General features: G+C 51.5%; 14 protein-coding genes. 8 read left to right on the forward strand and 6 right to left on the reverse strand.

Annotated features, from left to right (window positions below):
* Positions 1-188: 188 nt before the first annotated feature.
* From H6F93_RS07090 to H6F93_RS07100, 3 genes are all read right to left on the reverse strand, one after another.
* On the reverse strand, positions 189-1454 hold the full coding sequence (locus H6F93_RS07090) for a tetratricopeptide repeat protein (RefSeq protein ID WP_190641483.1): 1266 nt from the start codon (positions 1452-1454) through the stop codon (positions 189-191).
* A 63-nt stretch (positions 1455-1517) separates the two neighbouring features.
* Positions 1518-3629, reverse strand: coding sequence for a serine/threonine-protein kinase (locus H6F93_RS07095; protein WP_190679872.1), 2112 nt, complete (start codon positions 3627-3629; stop codon positions 1518-1520).
* A gap of 234 nt (positions 3630-3863) precedes the next feature.
* Positions 3864-7193, reverse strand: a complete 3330-nt coding sequence (locus tag H6F93_RS07100; protein ID WP_242043339.1) for an alpha-mannosidase — start codon at positions 7191-7193, stop codon at positions 3864-3866.
* Between the two features lie 91 nt (positions 7194-7284).
* Here H6F93_RS07100 and H6F93_RS07105 point away from each other — a divergent pair, with 91 nt between their 5' ends.
* Complete coding sequence (locus H6F93_RS07105) at positions 7285-8889, forward strand: hypothetical protein (RefSeq protein WP_190679873.1); 1605 nt, start codon at positions 7285-7287, stop codon at positions 8887-8889.
* A 47-nt stretch (positions 8890-8936) separates the two neighbouring features.
* Here the strand turns inward: H6F93_RS07105 and H6F93_RS07110 are convergent, their stop codons facing one another.
* A complete protein-coding gene (locus H6F93_RS07110) occupies positions 8937-9677 on the reverse strand; it encodes a Uma2 family endonuclease (protein WP_190679874.1) in 741 nt (246 codons plus the stop codon).
* Positions 9678-9959: 282 nt separating this feature from the next.
* Between H6F93_RS07110 and H6F93_RS07115 the strand changes: the two genes are divergently transcribed.
* From H6F93_RS07115 to H6F93_RS07125, 3 genes are all read left to right on the forward strand, one after another.
* Complete coding sequence (locus H6F93_RS07115) at positions 9960-10076, forward strand: photosystem II reaction center protein I (protein ID WP_190641487.1); 117 nt, start codon at positions 9960-9962, stop codon at positions 10074-10076.
* Between the two features lie 100 nt (positions 10077-10176).
* A complete protein-coding gene (locus H6F93_RS07120) occupies positions 10177-13350 on the forward strand; it encodes a DUF3769 domain-containing protein (protein ID WP_190679875.1) in 3174 nt (1057 codons plus the stop codon).
* Between the two features lie 83 nt (positions 13351-13433).
* Complete coding sequence (locus H6F93_RS07125) at positions 13434-14414, forward strand: hypothetical protein (RefSeq protein ID WP_190679876.1); 981 nt, start codon at positions 13434-13436, stop codon at positions 14412-14414.
* A 51-nt stretch (positions 14415-14465) separates the two neighbouring features.
* On the opposite strand, the gene H6F93_RS07130 is transcribed toward H6F93_RS07125, so the two are convergent.
* On the reverse strand, positions 14466-14990 hold the full coding sequence (locus tag H6F93_RS07130) for a phycobiliprotein lyase (protein WP_190641490.1): 525 nt from the start codon (positions 14988-14990) through the stop codon (positions 14466-14468).
* A gap of 308 nt (positions 14991-15298) precedes the next feature.
* Here H6F93_RS07130 and hemE point away from each other — a divergent pair, with 308 nt between their 5' ends.
* Both hemE and H6F93_RS07140 read left to right on the forward strand, forming a co-directional pair.
* On the forward strand, positions 15299-16363 hold the full coding sequence (gene hemE, locus H6F93_RS07135) for a uroporphyrinogen decarboxylase (RefSeq protein WP_190679877.1): 1065 nt from the start codon (positions 15299-15301) through the stop codon (positions 16361-16363).
* A gap of 156 nt (positions 16364-16519) precedes the next feature.
* Positions 16520-17473 carry an NAD-dependent epimerase/dehydratase family protein gene (locus H6F93_RS07140; RefSeq protein WP_190679878.1) on the forward strand — a complete coding sequence of 318 codons (954 nt, stop codon included), beginning with the start codon at positions 16520-16522 and terminating at the stop codon, positions 17471-17473.
* 703 nt (positions 17474-18176) lie between these two features.
* On the opposite strand, the gene H6F93_RS07145 is transcribed toward H6F93_RS07140, so the two are convergent.
* Positions 18177-18944, reverse strand: coding sequence for an RNA methyltransferase (locus H6F93_RS07145; protein WP_190679879.1), 768 nt, complete (start codon positions 18942-18944; stop codon positions 18177-18179).
* Positions 18945-19031: 87 nt separating this feature from the next.
* On the opposite strand from H6F93_RS07145, the gene H6F93_RS07150 reads away from it, so the two are divergent.
* Complete coding sequence (locus H6F93_RS07150; protein ID WP_190641495.1) at positions 19032-19184, forward strand: DUF2256 domain-containing protein; 153 nt, start codon at positions 19032-19034, stop codon at positions 19182-19184.
* Between the two features lie 104 nt (positions 19185-19288).
* The gene (locus tag H6F93_RS07155; RefSeq protein ID WP_190679880.1) at positions 19289-20242 is read left to right on the forward strand and encodes an isoaspartyl peptidase/L-asparaginase; all 954 of its coding nucleotides are present in this window, start codon (positions 19289-19291) and stop codon (positions 20240-20242) included.
* Positions 20243-20245: the final 3 nt, after the last annotated feature.

The raw sequence follows: 20245 nt of genomic DNA on the forward strand, positions 1-20245 counted from the left end.
CCAGCTTAGTAAATGTCATCGCAATCGCTGTTTGATGCACTCATACTGGAACTGTAGCGAGCATAGCTCAACTTAACCACCCCCTATCCCTAGTGCCGCTGCGTAAGTCCTGTGTGAATTAAATGATCCGTAGAGCGAATAGCTTGTCCACTTAAGGGGCAAGATGCCCCTTTCACAAGAAATGTAGTCTATTCAGTTGGGGCATCTTCACTTTGAAAGACCGTCTGAGGCACCATTTCTCCTAATCTTTCTCTCGCCATTCCATACCACTTATCCTCATCTGGGTCAGTTACCTTCGCAGACGAGAGGCAGCGTTCCCATACGGCGATCGCGTCTTGTGGCTGATCCAATTTCTCCAACACCTGTGCCAGCAAGCAGTGTGCGGGTGCCATAGCATTGTTGACTTTAATGGCTTCCTGTAGATATACCTCCGCTTCGTCATAGCGCTCCTGTCCCAACCTGGCCCAACCCAGGTTTTTAAGAATGGAATACCGCAGATATTCTGCTTCAGGTTTGACTTGATCCTTTGCTTGCAGGAGTAAAGGAATCGCCTCGTCATAGTCTTCAGCCAAGATGTATAAACGCGCCAGGTTATTCAATCCTTCTAGATTCAGCGCATTTGGATTAGTTTTGCGGCTACTGCTGACGATGCGATATTCGCGACTGGCATCTTCCAATTCGCCCAAATCCTCTAACGCCAGTGCCAGCTTAAATCGAGCTTCCAGATTGTCTGGGTTGAGGTTAATTGCGCGCTGATAGTTCAACTGAGCTTCGACCAGCCGCCCCGCTTCATAATCCTTTGCGCCATTGAAGGTGTAGGCATTAGCAATTAGCGGAAAAGATAGCCGAAAACCAATTAGAGATGCCAGCAGCAGCGTCACCAGAATCAGCCGCCCTTCTTGCTTAAAGTGGATTGGAACTTTGAGCGTGGTCAAAACGCGATCGATCGTCATATGACCATCTTTGGTTACGACTCCGCCAATTACTAAACCTGTGAGTGCTGTTTGTAAGGCAACCACAACTGAGCCGAGAGTGTCGCGATCGCCACTCAAAAACCGGGTAGAAATGCTGTACAGCGCAAACAGACTGAGCAGCGATAGGAAAATCGCCAGCGCATTCCACAGGCGATCGAACCGATCCCACCAGTAAACTGGGACGGGAGCTTCAAAGAACCACCACCAAGCTTCAGCTTTAGGGTGAAAGCTGGTTCGCAGATCTTCTAGGTCAGCTACCCGGGTAATTCTGTCAGACTGCTTTCTTAAACGGCGATCGAGGTACGTGAGGACGGCAGGGCGACGGATGACATCTCTGGTGCGATCGCACAACAATGCATGAACCACATCTCGCGCCGTCAACACATCTAAAACTTGCTCGACCGACGGCAGCGGATCAGCCGTTTCTAATTCAAACAACCTATCTTCATAATTTTCCAGCGAATGCTCTAGTAAAGACATGGGTTAGAGACATGGGTAGCTTGTGGGGTTGCTATGGGGAAGTAGCTGTGAGGGATGCAGACACTAGTTTTTGGCTTCTGGGGCTTCCGGTTCTTCCGGCTCCACAGGCGATGAGGTGACGTTATCAACGGTGAGGTCAAGCTGATAGTCGATTGGCTCCGAGGCAGTTGAGACCACTACCACTTCATAGAAGCCCGACTGGGGCAGCTTGCTCGACCAGCGGGTGTCTGTAGAGTCTTCCAGCAAAACGGGCAGGTTAGACGTGGGGCGAGGTAGATACACCGAAAGTTGAGTAGCGTCAGAGGGAGCATCTAAATCCAGGCGCAGAATTTGCCCTTCTGAGAGGTTAGCCGTGTAGACTCGACCTTCTCCTGGCTCTAGACTTTCCTCTAACTGTTCGCTGTAGGAGTCAGCGTCAAACTTTATCTGTTCCAGCATTGAGCCATCTTGCAAGGTTCTCAAGCGGTCAAACACGATTCCTTGCCACACCTGTCCCAGTGGCTGGTCGAGAAAATCTTTGCCTCGCTGCTCAGGAAACAGATGAAAGAATTGAGCATCTGCCAGGTCATAGAGCGATCGACTGCCAACATAAAGCTGATTGGCTTGCTGTTTCCACTGTTCGCGATCGCCTTCGTCATAGCTGCCCAACTGTCCGCGCGCTTCTGGGCTGAGGCTAGTTTCTAGAGTATCCAGCCACTCAGCGGCGATCTCGTCCCAGTGCGATCGCCATTCTTCATCCTCCGGACCATCAGTGAGGGTGCGTCCTCGCTGGTCAGGATAGCGTTCATAAAACGCCGCATTTGCCAGGTTGACGTAAAACTCGTAGGGAATGCCTAATTCCTCTCGCTGTGTTTGAAGTTCTGCTTTGCGGGCTTGCTCTGCCTCTGAGAAGCGGGGAGACTCATCGGAACCTGGCTCAACAGCTTCTTCTGTAGGTGGGTCGAGTGTCTGTTCTGGCAAGATCCAGTTTGTGGTTGCCCACCAGCCCGCTCCGGCGGAACCCGAAATTAGAGCTAGCACTACTAGAAGTTTGCCAAAGCCAAAACCTTGGCGAGAGGGGGTGTGGGGTGTAGGGGCGTAGGGTGTAGGGCTATGAGGTGTGACAGGAGGGGCAATCGCCACAGTTCCCTGAATCTCAGAGTTAGGCGGCGCAGGGGGAATGTAGCTGGGGGGCGGCTGTGTTTGAACGTAGCCAAGATCGACGGGGGTAATTCCCAGGGCTTGCAAGACTTCCGCAGCGGATTGGTAGCGATCGTTGGGGCGGGGCGATCGCATCTGTTCCAATATGGCACTCAGCCCTGGACTAAGGTTTAGCTCCTGACCCCAGTTGCGGCGCGGCAAGCTGCCTAAAAACTCTTGCGGCTCTTTGCCCGTCAACAGCACCAACACTGTCGTTGCTAATGCATACAAATCGCTGTGAGGATAAGCCCTACCAAGCTGCATTTGCTCTTCGGGGGCATAACCAACCTTGCCGAGTCGAGTCTCTGGCGCAGACATCGGCTGTGCCTGCATCGTTCCCTGCACATATTGCGAAACTGCCGCTGCCACTTGCTTGACCCCGCCAAAATCAATCAACACAGGTAATTGATCGCTGTAGCGCAAAATCAAGTTGTCGGGCGAAATATCTCGGTGAATTACTCCAACGCTATGGATGTACTGCAACACAGGCAAAAGCTGAATCAGAAGCTGCATCACTTCCGACTCAGTAAAGCTCATTCCCTGAAGCTTACGCGCATCTAAAAGCTGCCGATAGGTTTGTCCCTCAACATAATCCTGAACTAGAAATAGATGCGCCTGTTTCTCAAAATCTGCCCGAAATAATTCTCGAAAGCGTGGAATTTGGGGGTGTTGAAGCTTGTACAGTACGCCTGCTTCCCGCTCAAACAATTCCTCTGCTTTCTGTAGAGCGTAGGTTCCGTGAACCTGGGGAGCAAACTCTTTCAGCACACACGGTTCGTTAAACCGATTTAAATCTTCTGCCAGGTAAGTGCGACCAAAGCCACCATGACCTAACTGCCGCTTGATCCGATAGCGCAAACCAATCGTGGTGTCTATCCCTTGAGCAATTGAGCCTGGGTATGCCTGGCTGTTGACCGCAAGCTTTTCGCCACACAGTCGGCAAAATCGGCTGCCCGGTGGGTTCTCATGACTTTGACTACAGTAAATTGATGACATGGAACTCAGGTCACACCAAACTTAGCGATAGGACGAGGAAAGGTTTTCAGCACCAAGCTTACTTCAAGATTATGCGGGCGATCGCACAAGTGTTGGCTGTTGGTTGCCAATTTTGAAATTGGAAATCTTTAATGCTCTTGACGTGGGTACCCATTCACCCTCAAAAGCTGCCCTTTGATCTACGATCTGGGATTACCTAATTCCAGAAAATTGCCTTCATTTAAGGCGATCGGGCTATTGATCGCGCTGTCGTTTGAATGTGAACGTTGCAATTCGCCAGGGAGAAATGTGAAAAGCTCGTGTCTCTTGGTTTAAAGAAGAACCATCTGACTCCTCTAGCAGAGTCGTGATTTGGGCAGTTTCAGGATCGAGATATTCAGATAGAAGATCTCCTAGATCCGCCAGCTTTAGCTCTGCCGATCGCCCCTCACATTCATAAACTCTCAAAACCCACCGATCACCCTGTTCTGATTGCTTAAAGGCAGTAAGAACCAGGTTTTGTGATTCTAGCTGAAGGAATTGTCCGGTTGGTGGCAACAATTTGCGGTTGCCTTCCTGCTTGGGGCGGACCACCAGCAACGGTTGATTTAGCTCATAGCCGCGATGCACCGTCTCGGCTGATTGCCAGTCGCCACTATGAGGGTAAAGCGCATAGCAAAATTGATGAATGCCGCGATCGGCTGCGGCATGGGGCCATTCTGAACTACGCAGCAGTGTCAACCGAAACTGAGACGGCTGGCTGTCGTATCCATGTTTGCAGTCGTTGAGCAAACTCACGCCGTAGTGAATGCCTTCATCAGACTGGCTCAGGTCAGCCCACTGTAAGGCTGGAACCTCCCACTTGGCTCGAACCGCATCAGGGAGTGAGGCAGTATCGGCTTGGTCATGGGTTTGGTCATTGGGAGGAAGCGTGGGACGAGCGATCGCCCCACAGGGAATTTCATAAGTCGCGAAGTCAGCTTTCAAATTCAGTGGAAAAGCCGCTTTCACCAGCACCTGACTTTCTTGCCAGTTGACGACAGTGGCGATTTTGAGAACGGGCAATCCCCGCTGCAAAATGTAATCTTGCTGAAATTCCGATTGCCCAAACTGGCGTACTACTCTGAGCCTCTGCTGAATTTCACCCCGCTCTAGCCAGCAAATTTGCTTCAGTGTTGCTGCTGGCAAAGCATGTTTGGTGTAGTCAGGGTCAATATTCCAGGCATCCCAATACTGACCGCTATCCTTGAAAAACTGAAGCTGATTGCCCGCATTGCTCAACACCTGCCGCTGCTGCACTTTGTCAAACACGCTGCTCAGGTTTCCCGTTTCGGGATCGATGCTGACCCGCAAAGTTTTGTTTTCCAGTACCCAAGCCTCTGAAGGGGCAGATGATTCAGCCAAAATTTGAGAAGGGTGCGAAGCAGTCTCCCCTGTGGGGCGATCGCCCTTCAACCAGTACACCTGATAGCCCAATCCAGGAATACTTTCCGCGTGAAACAGCAAATGAGCATCATGATCCCGCTGCATCTGGCAGGAAAGTTCACATCCCTCCAGGTTGAAAACTCGCCATTCTAAATTTGCTTCAGAAACGGGAACTGCGACGACTTCCGATCGCGCCCAGTTCAGTGAATTGAAGACCACAATGGGCTGACAATCAGGCTGTAGTGGAGCAGGGAGGTGAATTTGAGTGGCAATCGCCTCCAGTGCCTTCACCAAAAGCTCTTCTCCGATTTGCTCTGCCTTTATCCAGGCTTGATTGGCATCGTCAAAGACTTCTGCGATTGAGGAACCGGGCAAAATATCGTGAAACTGGTTGAAAAGCACCTGTTTCCAGGCACTTTCAATTGCCGCTTTAGGATAACTTGCGCCTGTAAGCAGGGTTGCCACGGAGCTGAATAATTCAGCCTGATAGAGCAACCGTTCACAGCGACGATTCCACCATTTTTGGTCGGCATGAGATGTGTAGCAGCCGCGATGGAATTCGAGGTAGAGTTCGGAGTTCAGAGTGGGGAGGGAAGGGATTGGGGGCTGGTGGGGACTAGGGACTAGGGAAGGGGGGTGGGCATTGCCCATCTGAGGCAGCGATCGCAGGTAGTCCAGGACGGTGCTGAAGGTGAGTTGGGGGAAGAAGGGGGAGTGCTGCCAGCGGTGGCCGACTTCTAGCATGTCGCGAGTGGGTCCGCCGCCGTGATCGCCCACACCAGGAAGCCAAAGAGATTGCTGAACGGTAGTCTTGGCTTCCCAAGTGGAAGCATATTCAGAGATTTTTAGCGGATCGATACCTTCACCGATACGGGGTGACATGAAGCTAAGAATTTCGCTGCCGTCGGGCGATCGCCACCAAAACAGTTCATGGGGAAATTCTGTGGTGTCGTTCCAGCGCAGTTTTTGGGTGACGAAGTACTCAATGCCCCCTTGCTTGAGAATTTGAGGAAGCTGCCAGCAAAACCCAAAACTGTCGGGCAGCCAGGCGATCGCGCTCAGTTTGCCAAACTTTTCCTGCACATAGCGCTGACCATAAAGCACCTGCCGCACAATCGACTCACCGTTGACCAAATTTAGCTCTGGCTCCACCCAAAGCCCCGCTGCGATTTCCCACGTACCCGCTGCAACCTGGGCTTGAATTGCAGCAAACAGTTCAGGGCGGTGCTGCTCGACCCAGGCAAATAGCGCAGGCGATGAGTGACAGAAGGTCAATTCAGGAAAATCTTGCTGAAGCGAGAGAACCGATTTGAAAGTGCGCTCTGCTGCTTCCCAGGTGTCACTGACCGTCCACAGCCACGCCAGGTCCAGGTGGGCATGTCCCACAAGCTGAACTTGCCGCTGTTTTAGCCGGTCGCCCAGCGGCTGAAGTTCTTGTCGCAGGGCTTGCAGCGATTGGTCAAAGCGAAGACGAGATGCTGTGGATTGATCCCGCAGGGCTGCCCAATCGAGCTGAGCAATGGCTGTCGCTAGCCTTTCCAGCTTTTCGGGTGCAAAGGCGGTGAGATATCGCTGCAAAACAGCCAACTCATCTGCCACAAATCCTGGTTCAGGAGTAGGCGAATCGGGAAATGAATTTTCGTAGAGGCAGAGCGACTTGACTAACGCACCATCATCATGACTGGGACTGACCAGCCGCAGCGCAACGTGAATTTGCTCTCCCAGTTTGGCAAATGGGCTAAGCAAAATTCGGGTGGAAGCGTCAAAAATATCGCCTTCTTGCACCAGCTTCCCATTCACAAAAATTTGTGCGTCTTCTGCCCACCAGACCACAGCCAGCCGCAAAGCCAGCCCTTCCAGGAAATACCCCTCTAAAGCTGGCGGAATGGTCAGAGTTTGTCCCAGCCACAGCACTTGCTGTCCTTTTGCCCAGGCGACGTGCTGCCGTGCATTAAGGGAAGCGATCGCCCACTCTTTCCACCGTTCAGGTTGGTTTGCTTCTGCAATCGATAAATCCTCAAGGTAATAATGCCAGTTTGCCTGAATATCGAGCTGGGTCAGTTGACGCAAATGGGCGATCGCCTGATCGCTCTGCTCCATGACAGTTAAGACAGCATTTTGCGGCATTTGATTTTGGGCAACTGAGGTAACATCGGTCATCTTTCGACTAAGATCAGGGCATTCGTACGGCTTCCCCGACTGTACAACAGAATCCCTCACTCCCCCTCAGCATTGCATTCCCCCTCGACCCATGCCTTCCCCCGGTCGCTATCAGAGCAGCGTATTTAACTTTCTCAATCGGCGATCGCTGCAATTGAGTGAACAGATCAGACGCACTGTTCGTTCAGTTAAAACGACCGCTACCTGGGGTGTGCAGATTTTGCTATATCCAGCTTATGTGGCATTTCAGACGGGACGAGTGACGGCGCAGCAGCTTCGACAGGCGGTGCAAACGACTTCGCTTCGGCTCAAGGCAGTCGAGAAGGCGATTGAGAAAGTGAAGCATGTCAACGCGCCTCCTCGACCCGAACCCACCCTCAGTTCTGATACGCCAATCTATAAAGTGTTGCAGACGGTAGAAGCGTTCGCGCTGCTGCCAACGGTGAAAACGCCGCTGGAGCTAGCCGCCTCATCCGATCTGTCTCAGCTTCAGAATCAGGCTGAACTGACTGTGCAAGCGATTCAAATTGATGGACTAATAGTCCGTTCCGATGCAGCTAAATATAGTGCGACTGAACACGGTGCGACTGAACACAGTGCGTTTGGAAAGGCAACCGAAGCAGGAATTGCTGTAAGTCAGAACGGCACTACCAACGGCACCATCAGTGGAAGCAGTGCTGTCAATGGAAATGGGGCTGTCAGTGCAAATGGAACCGCGCGATCGCTTTCCCCCTCCAGCAAAATTATTGGTATTGCATCTTTGTTGACTAGCCGTTCCTTAGTGCTAGTTACCAATCAGAGTCAGATTCTAGACATTTTGACGACTGAGCAGCAGGTTCAGTTACACCGACGCATTGTGTGGGAAGTGGCTCAGTACTGGCGAACCCGACGAGCCTTGTGGGCGGAGCAGCAGCCGGTCCCGTTTCCCCTGCCGCTACCCGAAGTTCACCAAAATGCACTGCCTCCCGTGCGACTGTTTCGGCGGCTAATGGCGTGGATGCAGACCGGTTCGGTGGCGATCGCCACCAACTTATTCCATGAGTCTGTTTTGGTCGCGCAACTGCAAGCTGATCAAGCGATCGCCTACACCCACCTTGCCAACTTTACTGAGCCTGGGGCTGACGATCCCTGGACCGAGGATGACGACACCAGCGGCTTTATTGAGATGACGGAGTTTTCAGCGGCAATGGTCAACCCCTGGGAACGACGGCAGCGAGCAACTTTGAATCCCTCAGCCGCAACACCTATGCGCCTGCTAAAAAGTTCTCGCTTTAGCGGTGTGTTTCCGTTTGCAGGTAAGCGGCAAGATTCTCCTCAGGCAAATGCTCAAGCCAATCCTCAGGCAAATCGCTTCAGCAGAATCTTGCCAAGCTTGAGAACGGTCTGGTCAGAGAAGAGATTAGCCCAGGTTGAAGACTCAGGAAGGACAGTGGCGATCGCCCCAATGCCTCCCTCCCCTGAAACTGGCTCAGCTCTACAACCCTGCCAACCAGACGTACCCGGACAGCTAGATCAACCCAATCCTCAAAGCTCATCTGACCTGCAAACCACCTGGATTGAAACGGAAGCTACTCTTGTCGGCTACGTCAAACATCCTTTAGAGCAATTCCTAGAATGGCTTGATTCAGGCATGGTCTGGATAGAAGAAACCCTTGCTAAAGTTTGGAACTGGCTCCGGCACGGTCGGCGCAGCTAAGGATTATTGGTTTGCATGAGTCCTCCGACTATCACGTCTTGCTGGACTTATATTTCATCTGGGTCAAACCCCAGCTCCCTTAACCTATTCGCTAAGCGGTCAGCGCGCTGTTTTTCTTGTTCGGCTCGCTCGTCTCCGTTCAACAGCAAGTTGCCGTTGCTATCCCACCAGCGCAACCAGGGAAAGGTCTGATTAATGTACTGCCCCTGCCAAATTCCCAATTCCACACCCATCGGTGCAATGGGGAAATGCCCTCGCTCGTTGGGATCACAGCGTTGATAGTGATTGGCAATTAATTCGTAAACTTCAACTGAGGCTTTGTCTACTTCATAAATGGCGTAAAACGGCACTCGAATTGCCTGCTCATACACCCAGAATTTCCCAGCCTTCGCTGCATCGTCTGTAAAGGGCGAGGTTGTGTCTCTTTCCTCGGAGCCGTCACCCGAGACAAACTCAATCACAATCAGGGGAGCGACTATTTCCTTCCACATCACATAGGAGCGCCGCCTTTTTCCATCGAGCAGCGGTGGTACGTTCGGCACGTAGAACCAATCAGGAGCCTCAGCGCCTCGCTCTGGTGGCTCGGTCAGCCGCCAGTAGATGCCGCAGTCTTGACCAATAGCGTACTGTCCTGTTGGGTGAAGGGCATCAAGAATCGGGCGGATAGAATCAGTCAGCAGCAAACTCTGCGGATGCTCCTGGAAATTTTTCACAAATGTACCGTCGGTTTCCGGCAGTTGCGTGTGGTCCGGAAGGGTAAGGGCCGGCTGAGATGAGGCGATCGTCATCGGAACATCCTGTCGATCGAAGTGTCCTGATCCTACCTTATCTCCCTAGACCGTCATCTTGGGGAACATCCAATTACCAGAACCCATCTGACTTAAGGTAGAGTGTATTGTTGCTGCCTTAAATGGCGATCGCTGTGCCCCTCAGTGATGCTTCAGCGAATTATCTCTCATCAAGCATTTAGGTCAAAGATCTTCAGTCATCCGACAGCAATCCAAATGCTGTGTAAGAAAAAGGACACTGTTTCGATATTATAAGAAAGCCTATTGCTGGAGATGCTTCACATGCTGACTCTTAAAATCGCCGTTTACATCGTTGTTAGCTTCTTTATTGCGCTTTTTGTGTTTGGATTTTTGTCAAATGATCCCGCTCGTAACCCTAATCGTCGGGATTTAGAATAGACAGCCAAAACACTCCTTGCTCCCCCAGGCAATCAGTCTGCGCTGAGGACGGCTAAAGCGATGTATCCGGGCTGTCCGCATAAATTTGTCGTGCCAAAGTATGCCCTACCCGGTTCTGCCGCCTACTTCTCCGGTTATCGAGCTGTCGCAACCAGAGGAAATTAGCCATCCTTTACCTTCTTCAACGGCTGTTTTGCCTGCGGAGCCTGCCCAACTCACTTCGGGCAGCGGTGTTGCTCCGGTTCCTACCCCACCCGAACGCTTTGCGCCAGAGCGATCGCCCGCTTCAGTCGAGTGGTCAACCGTCTCAGATGCTGCCAATACTGGAGCATCTGATGCGGCTCTGTTAGGTGCTCCCGTTGAACTCAACCCACCGCAGTCAGCCCTCTCAAGTCAGCAAGAGGTTGCGATCACCTACGGCGTTACTTCCGAAGACTTATTTTCTACAGCTTCGGACTCTGCTTCACCTGCAGCGATCGCTCCATCGACTGCAACTAGAACAGAAGCGGCTGCGAGTGCCGTATCCCCGTCCTCATCCCCAGCGATCGCTTCGCCAACCTTAGTAACCGAGCGCGAAGCGGCAGAAAGGGCTGCACCTTCTGCCTTCCCTGCAACCGTTCCCCCATCCATAACAAGCCAGAGAGAAGCAGTTGCGAATGGAGCCTCTTCCGCTTTGCCTGCGATCGCTTCACAGGCAGGTGTCGGGGAAGTAGCTAGTGAAACAGTTGGGAATGAAAGCATTAGCAATTCGGTCGTGGCGGGAGCAACAGCCGCCGAGTCTCCCCTGTCCCTCTTCCAGCGGCAGATTTCATTCCGTTACTTGTCTGAATTGGCAGGGCGATCGCCTCAAAGAACTCGTTCTCCCATTCTCGAGTCGCTACGGCTAAATATCTTTGCTCAAGAAGCGGAATCAGAATTGGCTCAACTACCTGAGCTAGAACCTCAACCTTTGCCTCCGCTTGATTCAGCTCCATTGCCACCAGATGAATCGGGTGAACCCATTGACCCTGAATCACTACCCGATCGCTTGCCTGACTCAGATAGCACCCAGCCATCAGGGGAAACTTTAGTCATTCCCGATGAACTGCCTCCCCTTCCAGAATCGCTATCAGAAGAAGTGGAACTCGAAGAAGGTGAGCCGCAGGAAGGTGAGCCGTCTGATTCACCTCAAATGAATGGAGAAGAGCAAGAACCCCCTGTAGATGGGGTATCTCCTGACCAAATTCCTACGGATGGCGAGCCGTTTCTGCTCGACCCATCGGGCACCGGAGAAGTAATCGAACTTTCTGCCGATCGCCAGCGGTTTGACCAAATTCAGCAGGTATTTGTCGCCGAAGGCAGCGTTGAAATGCGCTTTCGCAGAGCCGTTTTAACCTCAGATCGGCTACGGGTGAATTTGCTCAATCGCATTGCAGTCGCCGAAGGAAATGTCACCCTGGTTAGCGGACAGCAGGAGTTCAGGGGCGAACGTTTCGTCTACAACTTTGTTCAGGAGCGCGGCGACATCCTCAATGCCAGCGGTGAAATATTTCTGCCCTCAGCGGGTGACGACTTTTCGGCAACGTTGCCTACTGACGCCAGTGCTGGAGCGCAAGAGCCACTCAGGGGCGACCTGATCAGCGCTGAACAGCCCGAAGTTCAACCTGATGAAACAGGTGCTGTTACGGGCGTGGATGATTCCGGTGCGCTACCTGATGTTGACACTCAGCCCGATCTGGATAGCACACCCACTGTCGAAGACGAGGATGAAGACGAAATTCCAACCGATGCCTCAGATGCAATTAACTCTGAAGCCGATGAAGATTCTGATGCGCCTGTTAGCAGTCCGGGTGGGCTATCCGTAACTTTGGGTTCAGGAAATGCGAGGCGAGGCGGCACAGGCGGCGAAGTTCGGCGGATTCGATTTGAGGCAGATGAGGTTGAGTTTACGCCTGATGGTTGGGTTGCAACCAACGTTCGCATCACCAACGACCCATTCTCACCACCAGAGCTAGAGCTAAGGGCAGACACCGCTACCTTTACGCGGCTATCGCCAACTCGCAGTGAAATTCGAGCAAGGCGACCTCGGATTGTGTTTGATCAGGGGCTATCGATTCCTTATTTCCAAAATCGAGTCATTTTAGATGACCGAGAACGCCGTCCTGGACTGGTTCAGTTCGGCTTTGACGAAGAAGACCGGGGTGGCTTCTTTGTTGAAAGCAATTTTGAGTATGCCCTTAGTCCTCAGGTGGAGCTTTCACTCAGACCGCAAATTTTGCTTCAGCGAGCCTACGATAACGGCTTCAACCTAACCGACCCCGCAAACTATGGGTTAATCGGCGAGTTAAATGTCCAGTTCAGCCCAACTACGGTTTTGCGAGGAAACGCTGTTTTTACCAGCCTCGACCTGGACGAATTGCAGACCCAGTTTCGCGGCAGCTTACGGCTACAGCAGCGGTTATTTAACCATACCCTGACCGCAGAATATAGCTATCGCGATCGCCTCTTCAATGGCTCTCTAGGTTTCCAGACTGTGCAGCGCAGTTTGGGTTTAGTGCTTACTTCACCTACTTATGAGTTAGGCAACACTGGCATTAATCTGAGCTATCAAACTGGCGTACAACTCATTAGCGCTAACACCGATCGCCGTAACTTGATCCTTGCCTCAGATGGCGGTAACCCAATTGAGCTAACTCGCTATCAGGCTGGTGTTGCCCTGCGACGAGGCTTTTTGCTGTGGCAAGGCGAACCGCTTCCTCCCACCGCAACAGAGGGGTTAAGATATACCCCCAACCCCGTTGTTCCCTACGTGAGCTTGGTGGCTGGTTTGAGGGGGGTGTTTAGCGCCTACAGCAATGGCGATACTCAGCAGGTCTACACCGCTAGCCTTGGAGTGCGTGGACAATTTGGGCATTTCTCTCGCCCATTCTTTGACTACACCGGGTTCAACCTGACCTATTCTCAAAATATTCGAGATGGAGAATCGCCGTTCCGATTTGATCGGGTTGTGGATGACCGGGTAATTTCGGGCGGCATTATTCAGCAGCTTTATGGGCCCTTCAGGGTTGGATTTCAAACTTCGCTCAGTTTAGATCGCGATCGCGAAATCCAGACGGAATACATTTTGGAATACAGCAGAAGAACCTATGCGATTACGCTACGAGTAAACCCACGACGAGAACAAGCCTCTCTCGGCTTGCGCATCAGCGACTTTAACTGGAATATTGATCCTGAACCCTTTGGTGGGGACGAATCAGGCACAGTAGACGGAGGTGTACGCCGCAGGAACGATTAAGTTTGTGGAAAAACAGACTAACGTTTAGGCTCGGCGGAATGATCAGAATTTTGTTAAAGTTTTGATTTGACTCTACCCTAGCGATGACAGAACTGGCGAGAGATGCTGCTATAGATGCTGCTGAGTTGTTGGCCCATTACAGTTTTGACCTGGGTGGCTTCACAATTGAGCGTCTAATTGACTATTGGCTGAGAGAATATCCGGCCAACTGGTTGCGGTCTGCGCTAGTAGAAGCGCTTTATCAGGGACGCTACAAAGCGGTGTCTGTAACCCAAATCTTGACGCTCTGGAAGAGGCGAGGACAGCCGCTCTATCACTTCAACCATGAGTTTGAGCGCATGGTTTGTGGGAGATTTCCAAAATCTTCGATCACCTCATCTGAACTGCCTGCTCCAACTCGCCCCTCCCCCCAAACTTCGAGCTTGAGTAACGATCGCCATTCTGCCGCAATCTTGCCGAGAAGCGCTGAGGTTTCAGAACTCCAGCTTTTTGAAGATGCGATCGCAGTAGGTGAAACGAGTGAAGCTAGTGTTACTGATGTAGAAAAAAAATCATCGGATGCAAGAGTAGACGACACGCCATCTAAGCAACCACCCGCGCAAGAAATACTGCGACCAGACACCAGCGATCGCCCCTTCCGTGCCCTCCTTCCTGCTGCTAAATCCCCCCTAGAGCCATCACGAACTTCCCTTCCTGAAGACGGCACTGTCGAAATGCCCTCAGCTACCCCTGAACCCTCAGCAACTTCTGCAACCCATGAATCTGTAGAAGCCAACCGTGAACATTCCACTTCTACCCCCACTCAATTACCTGGCTCAGAAGTCACAGAGTCTCCCATTCCAACGTTTAGACCCGTCAACGCTGGGTTAGACGCAACAGAATTGGTGCAATGGGCAGGCGATCGCGTTAGCAAACACCCCATTCACCAGTTTGTCCCCTCTACAGGCGTTTCCAACTTTTACACCAAGCTCAAAGCTGTTGTGCAAAGCAGAGATGACTACTTCACCGACCTTGCTCTAGCTGGAGATAGTATTTCCCTGCAGGAACAGCGGGAGCGGGAGTAGGGATGAGGGATTAAGGACGAAACTTGTCTCCTTGTCCCTCATCTTTCATTCTTAGCCCTGCCCGCCCATCCGGATTTCAGAGCAAAATGTAGCCATGCTAAAGCCGCCGAAACGCTTTAGGATGCTGGTTCTCAGACGTAGATTAGGGCTGGCGAACCAGAGGCGCTCTTCAGAGTACATTGATTCGTATTCAGTAATCAGCGTTAGGGAACCGTCGTCACCCATGACATACCGTCCGGCAACAGGTGCTTTCTCTGCGTAACCTGTATCTCTCAGCAATTTCCCTTCGTTGGGCTTATCTGGATCGGCAACAGGAACTAGAACGGTAGATCCTTCGTGCTTTTCCTTGTCCCATTCCATCGTGCCGTCCCAGGTGACTCGCGCACCGCAGAGCGCCAGAGTCGGCTCGACCTCATTTTGCTGGCACAGCTCAATTACTTCAGGTGCATCCTGGGGCAGCATTTCAATGCGAATGTCAGATTTGCCGCTCTCAGACTGCTTGAAAGCGAGATGATGACTGGTGCGCTGTGAAAACCATTTGCCAGCACTTTGCTGAAAAAATTCTGTAATATCCATGAAGTCGATGCAGTTGCTAACAGTTCTTAACGTTCACTCTAATACTCACTAGTTTAAGCTGAGTTGGCGTTAGTCATTTGTGACTCGCCTTTTGTCCTTTGTCATTTGTAAACCGCTATTGCGGCAAACAGCCCATGACCAATGACCCTTCGACACGCAGAATCGCTATATAATCTTAATCCTGGAATTGCTGAATCTAAGCGCATTTTTGTGTCTAAACCGTCAGCGTCTGAACACAAAGATTTATAGAAGTTAGCGATCGCCAAACCCTTGCTGTGAAGTCTGTAACTTTAAGAGAGAAACTTTAGATGGCTGGACTGACCCAGGTTCCTTATCTGCTGCGGGCTGCTCGTGGTGAAACGTTAGACCGTCCTCCTGTGTGGATGATGCGACAGGCAGGGCGCTACATGAAAGCCTATCGGGATTTGCGAGAAAAATATCCGTCGTTTCGACAGCGTTCTGAGATTCCAGAAGTGGCGATCGAGGTTTCATTGCAACCCTGGCGGGCATTCCAACCAGACGGAGTAATTCTGTTTTCTGACATCGTCACTCCTCTGCCCGGTCTGGGAATTGAGATGGACATTGCAGAAGGGAAAGGCCCGATTATGGAGCGCCCCATTCGTACTCAGGAACAGGTAGATGCGCTGCGGCCGCTTGACCCAACTGAGTCGATGCCGTTTATTCAAGAAATCTTGCAGGCATTGCGGCAGGAGGTGGGCAATCGTTCAACCGTGTTGGGGTTTGTGGGCGCGCCTTGGACATTGGCAGCCTATGCGGTAGAAGGTAAAGGCTCAAAAACCTACTCGGTTATTAAGGGAATGGCCTTCTCTGACTCAGCAATTTTGCATCAGCTTTTGGCTAAATTGGCAGATGCGATCGCCGTCTACGCTCGTTACCAGATCGATAGTGGCGCACAGGTCGTGCAAATGTTCGATTCCTGGGCGGGTCAACTCAGCCCTCAAGATTATGAAACGTTTGCCCTGCCCTATCAGCAGCGCGTTTTCCGGCAGGTAAAGGAAACGCACCCCGATACACCTCTAATTCTTTTGGTGAGTGGCAGCGCGGGTGTTTTGGAGCGGATGGGGCGTTCTGGAGCCGATATCATCAGTCTTGATTGGACGGTTGATATGGCAGAGGCTCGTCAGCGGTTGGGACGGCAGATGAAGGTGCAGGGCAACCTTGACCCCGGTGTGCTGTTTGGCTCACGCGAGTTCATTCGCGATCGCGTTCTCGACACGATTCGCAAGGCAGGCAACCAGGGGCACATTCTCAATCTGGGACACGGCATCTTGCCCGACACGCCAGAGGAAAATGCGGCTTTCTTCTTTGAAACTGCGAAACAGGCAGACCAACTGTTGGCGGTTCATGCCTAATGGCACTACGCCGCTAAAATGATGCCAACCCTGTAAGGGCGCGGCATTCGGGAATAGATCCTGGGCAAAACTACAGGACCGTTGCCGAATGCCACGCCCTTACTCAATTGAATGCACCCTATTAGCGGTGCGCTGATACAAGATGGTTGCTTGATTATGACTGCGAAGCGAATTTTGGTAACGGGTGCTAGCGGCTGCATTGGTCATTACATTTGCGATCGCCTCATTCGAGAAACGTCTCATGATCTGTTTTTGCTGGTGAGAAATCCGCAAAAGCTGAAGTTTGACTACAATGCTCGTCCAGGAGTCACTATCCTTCAGGCTGACCTGCGAGAAATTGAGCAGTTTGCCGATTTGCTCAAAACCATCGATACCGCAATACTGACCGCGACTGCCTGGGGTGGCGCTCAGGAGGTGTATGACATCAACGTTTTGAAAACGCTGCGGTTGATGAATTTGCTTGACCCGGATGTGTGCCAGCAGGTGATTTACTTTTCTACCGCTAGCATTCTGGGTCGCCACAATCAGCTTTTGAAGGAAGCGGGACAGTTAGGCACAGACTACATCAAGTCCAAGCACAATTGTTTTCAGCAGTTGCCAAGGCTGGCGATCGCCCATCGCATCACCACCGTTTTTCCTACGCTCGTCTTTGGTGGAGATGGTCAAAAGCCCTATTCTCACCTCACCTCCGGCTTGCCCGAAGTGGCAAAGTGGATCAATCTAATCCGCTTCTTTAAAGCTGACGGCAGCTTTCACTTCTTACATGGGGAAGATATTGCTCAGGTTGTGTTACACCTGATCGAACACGCGCCAGCACCAGGAGAATCGCGTCAGCTAGTTTTAGGCAATTCCGCAATTACGGTAAATCAGGCAGTAGAGCAAGTCTGTCATTATCTCAACAAACCCATTTCCGTACGAATTCCGCTCTCAACTCAGTTAGCTGACCTATTCATCGTGCTATTTCGGATTCAGATGGAAGCCTGGGATCGGTTTTGCCTCAGCTATCGCCACTTTACCTATGAGAATCCGGTTAGTCCTGCTAGCTACGGTTTACCGACTTACTGTCCAACCATTGCTGATTTGTTGAAGGTTAGTGGTGTTGTCAGGTAGGGCGATCGCCAATTGTAGGGGTAAAGAACTGCGACTTCTGTAAGAAGTCGCAGTTCTACACGCCAATCAACTCTTGATAAGGCTTGGCATAGTGAGGAATTGCAACAAGGCAAGCTCATCAGAGTGCGCGGCTTTCCTAAAGACAAGAAGGTGAAACTGTTCCGGTTACTTGCCCCTTGCGTAAGTCCTGAACTTTGAAAGTTTTTCAGAGTGCTTCGACGCTCACCACCTAATCCTGCTTGTCAATCCGAACTTTGATCCCTTTGGATAGGAGCGTACTCAGTGCATCCGCCAGTTTCTTTTCTGGAGTCACTTCCTTCGGAGGAAACAAGAATGTACAAACATAAGCAACTAACAACAACAAACCCACTACAGCACCAAAATCCATACGATACACCCGCCTCTTCGGTAATACTGAATCACCTTGTCTAGCGCCAACTGCACTCTGGAACTGAGGAATACAAATGTACGCTAGGGACTAAATCTAGCAAATATTCGTGAGAGAAATATTAAGTTAAGACAAAGCTAATGTAATTTTATTTACATGAGTATACGCAGGTTAGAACGCTCTAAGACCTCTTCTTCCCTAAAATTAAGGAGCTTAAAATGAGACACTTAAGTGCCTTTTGTCTGGCGATCGCTTGATGCTCGTTCTGCTTGCGTAAGTTCTGACTTTGTTGGGTTTCGCTTTGCTTCACCCAACCTACGAATCCTTTTGCCCCAATGCCCATTCCATTTGCCTGAGAATTCCTCTGAGCATAGTCACTTCCTCGGTTGAGAGGTCTGCTCGGTTAAACAGGCGGCGGAATTTTTCCATGCGGCTGGGGGCTGTGTGTGGATAGAGGTAGCCGATTTTGAGCAGCAGGGTTTCGAGCTGTTGGTAGTAGCCCTCGAGCAGGTCGAGGGAAGGGGGGGTAGGGGTTAAGGGCTGGGGGCTAGGGGCTGGATGTTCGGAGAAGGTGAGGGCGGTTTGATGAAGTTCGTAGCAGCAGATAGCGACGGCTTGAGCCAGGTTGAGTGAGGGGTAGGTCGGACTGGAGGGAATGCGGACGAAGCGTTGGGCATAACTTAATTCGGTGTTGCTTAAGCCTCGATCTTCGGGGCCAAAAATTAGCGCCGATTCCATTGAGGTTGCGTTAGGATGGTTGGCTTCTAGCAGCCAGGGTAAGCCTACTTTGGGTGAAACGAGGGAGGCTTCAGGGCTGCGATCGCGTGAAGTAGTGGCGATCGCCCGCTGACATCCTTTCAATGCATCCGGTATGTTATCCACTCGCTGCGCCGTTTCCAACAAGTTCGCCGCATGGACTGCCATTAGTCGTGCTTCTTCCCCCAACCAGTCGCAGTGAGGATTTACCAGAACCATTTGGCTAAGCCCCATATTCTTCATCACCCGGGCAATTCCCCCCACATTCAGCGGCCCGGCTGGCTCCACCAGCACAATCCTTACCCCTACTAATACTTGCTCAACCATCTAGGATATAAAAGTTAGATTTTCAAAGTCACGTCGCTACTCTCACCCTACACCCTAGCCCTCAGTCCCTAGCCTCTAGCCCCTTCTATGCCCCGCTCCAAATCAGACCTGCCCACCAAAATTTGCCCAGTTTGCGATCGCCCCTTCACTTGGCGCAAAAAATGGGAAGATTGCTGGGATGAAGTGAAATATTGCTCCGAGCGCTGCCGTCGTCGCCGCTCAACCGCCAAAGAGAACTAAATTAAGTTTTGAATTTTGGGAGTTGAATTGTGAGTTCAAGTTCCAACTCAAAGCTCAGAACTTAAAACTTAGAACTCAGAACTCAAAACTTCTAAAGGAATTTTATGTCAATCGCAGTGCAGCCCAAAATCATCATTCACGGTGGAGCCGGAAGCTCTCTCAAAAGCAAGGGAGGCGTTGAGTCGGTGCGCCAGTCGCTCCACAAAATTGTTGAAGAAATTTATCGACTGTTACTGGAGGGCATGAGTGCTCCATGTGCGGTTGTGCGGGGTTGTCAGTTGCTAGAAGACAATCCTCGCTTCAATGCAGGAACGGGTTCTGTGCTGCAATCTGACGGGCAGATTCGTATGAGTGCTGCTCTGATGGACGGCTTTAGCCAGCGGTTTAGTGGTGTAATTAACGTTTCGCGGGTCAAAAATCCAATCGAGCTAGCTTTAGCACTGCAGAGCTCGCCCGATCGCGTTCTATCTGATAATGGTGCGGCAAATCTACTGCGAGAGCTTCAGGTCCCTGACCACGATCCCCTCACTGAATTGCGTCTGCTGGAATGGATTCAGGAACGACGGGGTGACTTTAATAAAGAAATGGCTGGAGTCGTTGCCGAACGTGAATTAGTTACTGAAAGCAGTGCAGGACGGGGCACTGTTGGCGTGGTTGTGTTAGATCAGCAGGGGCAGCTTGCAGTTGGCACTTCCACAGGCGGTAAGGGGTTTGAGCGAATTGGGCGAGTTAGCGACTCTGCCATGCCTGCAGGCAACTACGGTACTTCCCATGCAGCGGTGAGCTGTACGGGCATTGGCGAAGACATCATTGATGAATGCTTAGCTGCCCGAATTGTAGTGCGTGTCACCGATGGGCTAACGCTGCCAGCCGCGTTTGATCGCTCCTTTACAGAGGCTCAGCAAAATCAGCGAGATTTAGGCGCGATTGGTATTGACCAGAGTGGGGCGATCGCTTGGGGCAAAACTAGCGAAGTTTTGCTAGCGGCTTACCACGATGGCACCGAGATCGGTGACACCCTGGAATGGGACGACGGCTCTCTGACTGGCTGTGTCTAACCT

This window comes from Leptolyngbya sp. FACHB-671 (assembly GCF_014695745.1).
In the GTDB taxonomy this organism is placed as follows: Bacteria; Cyanobacteriota; Cyanobacteriia; order Elainellales; family Elainellaceae; genus JAAUTN01.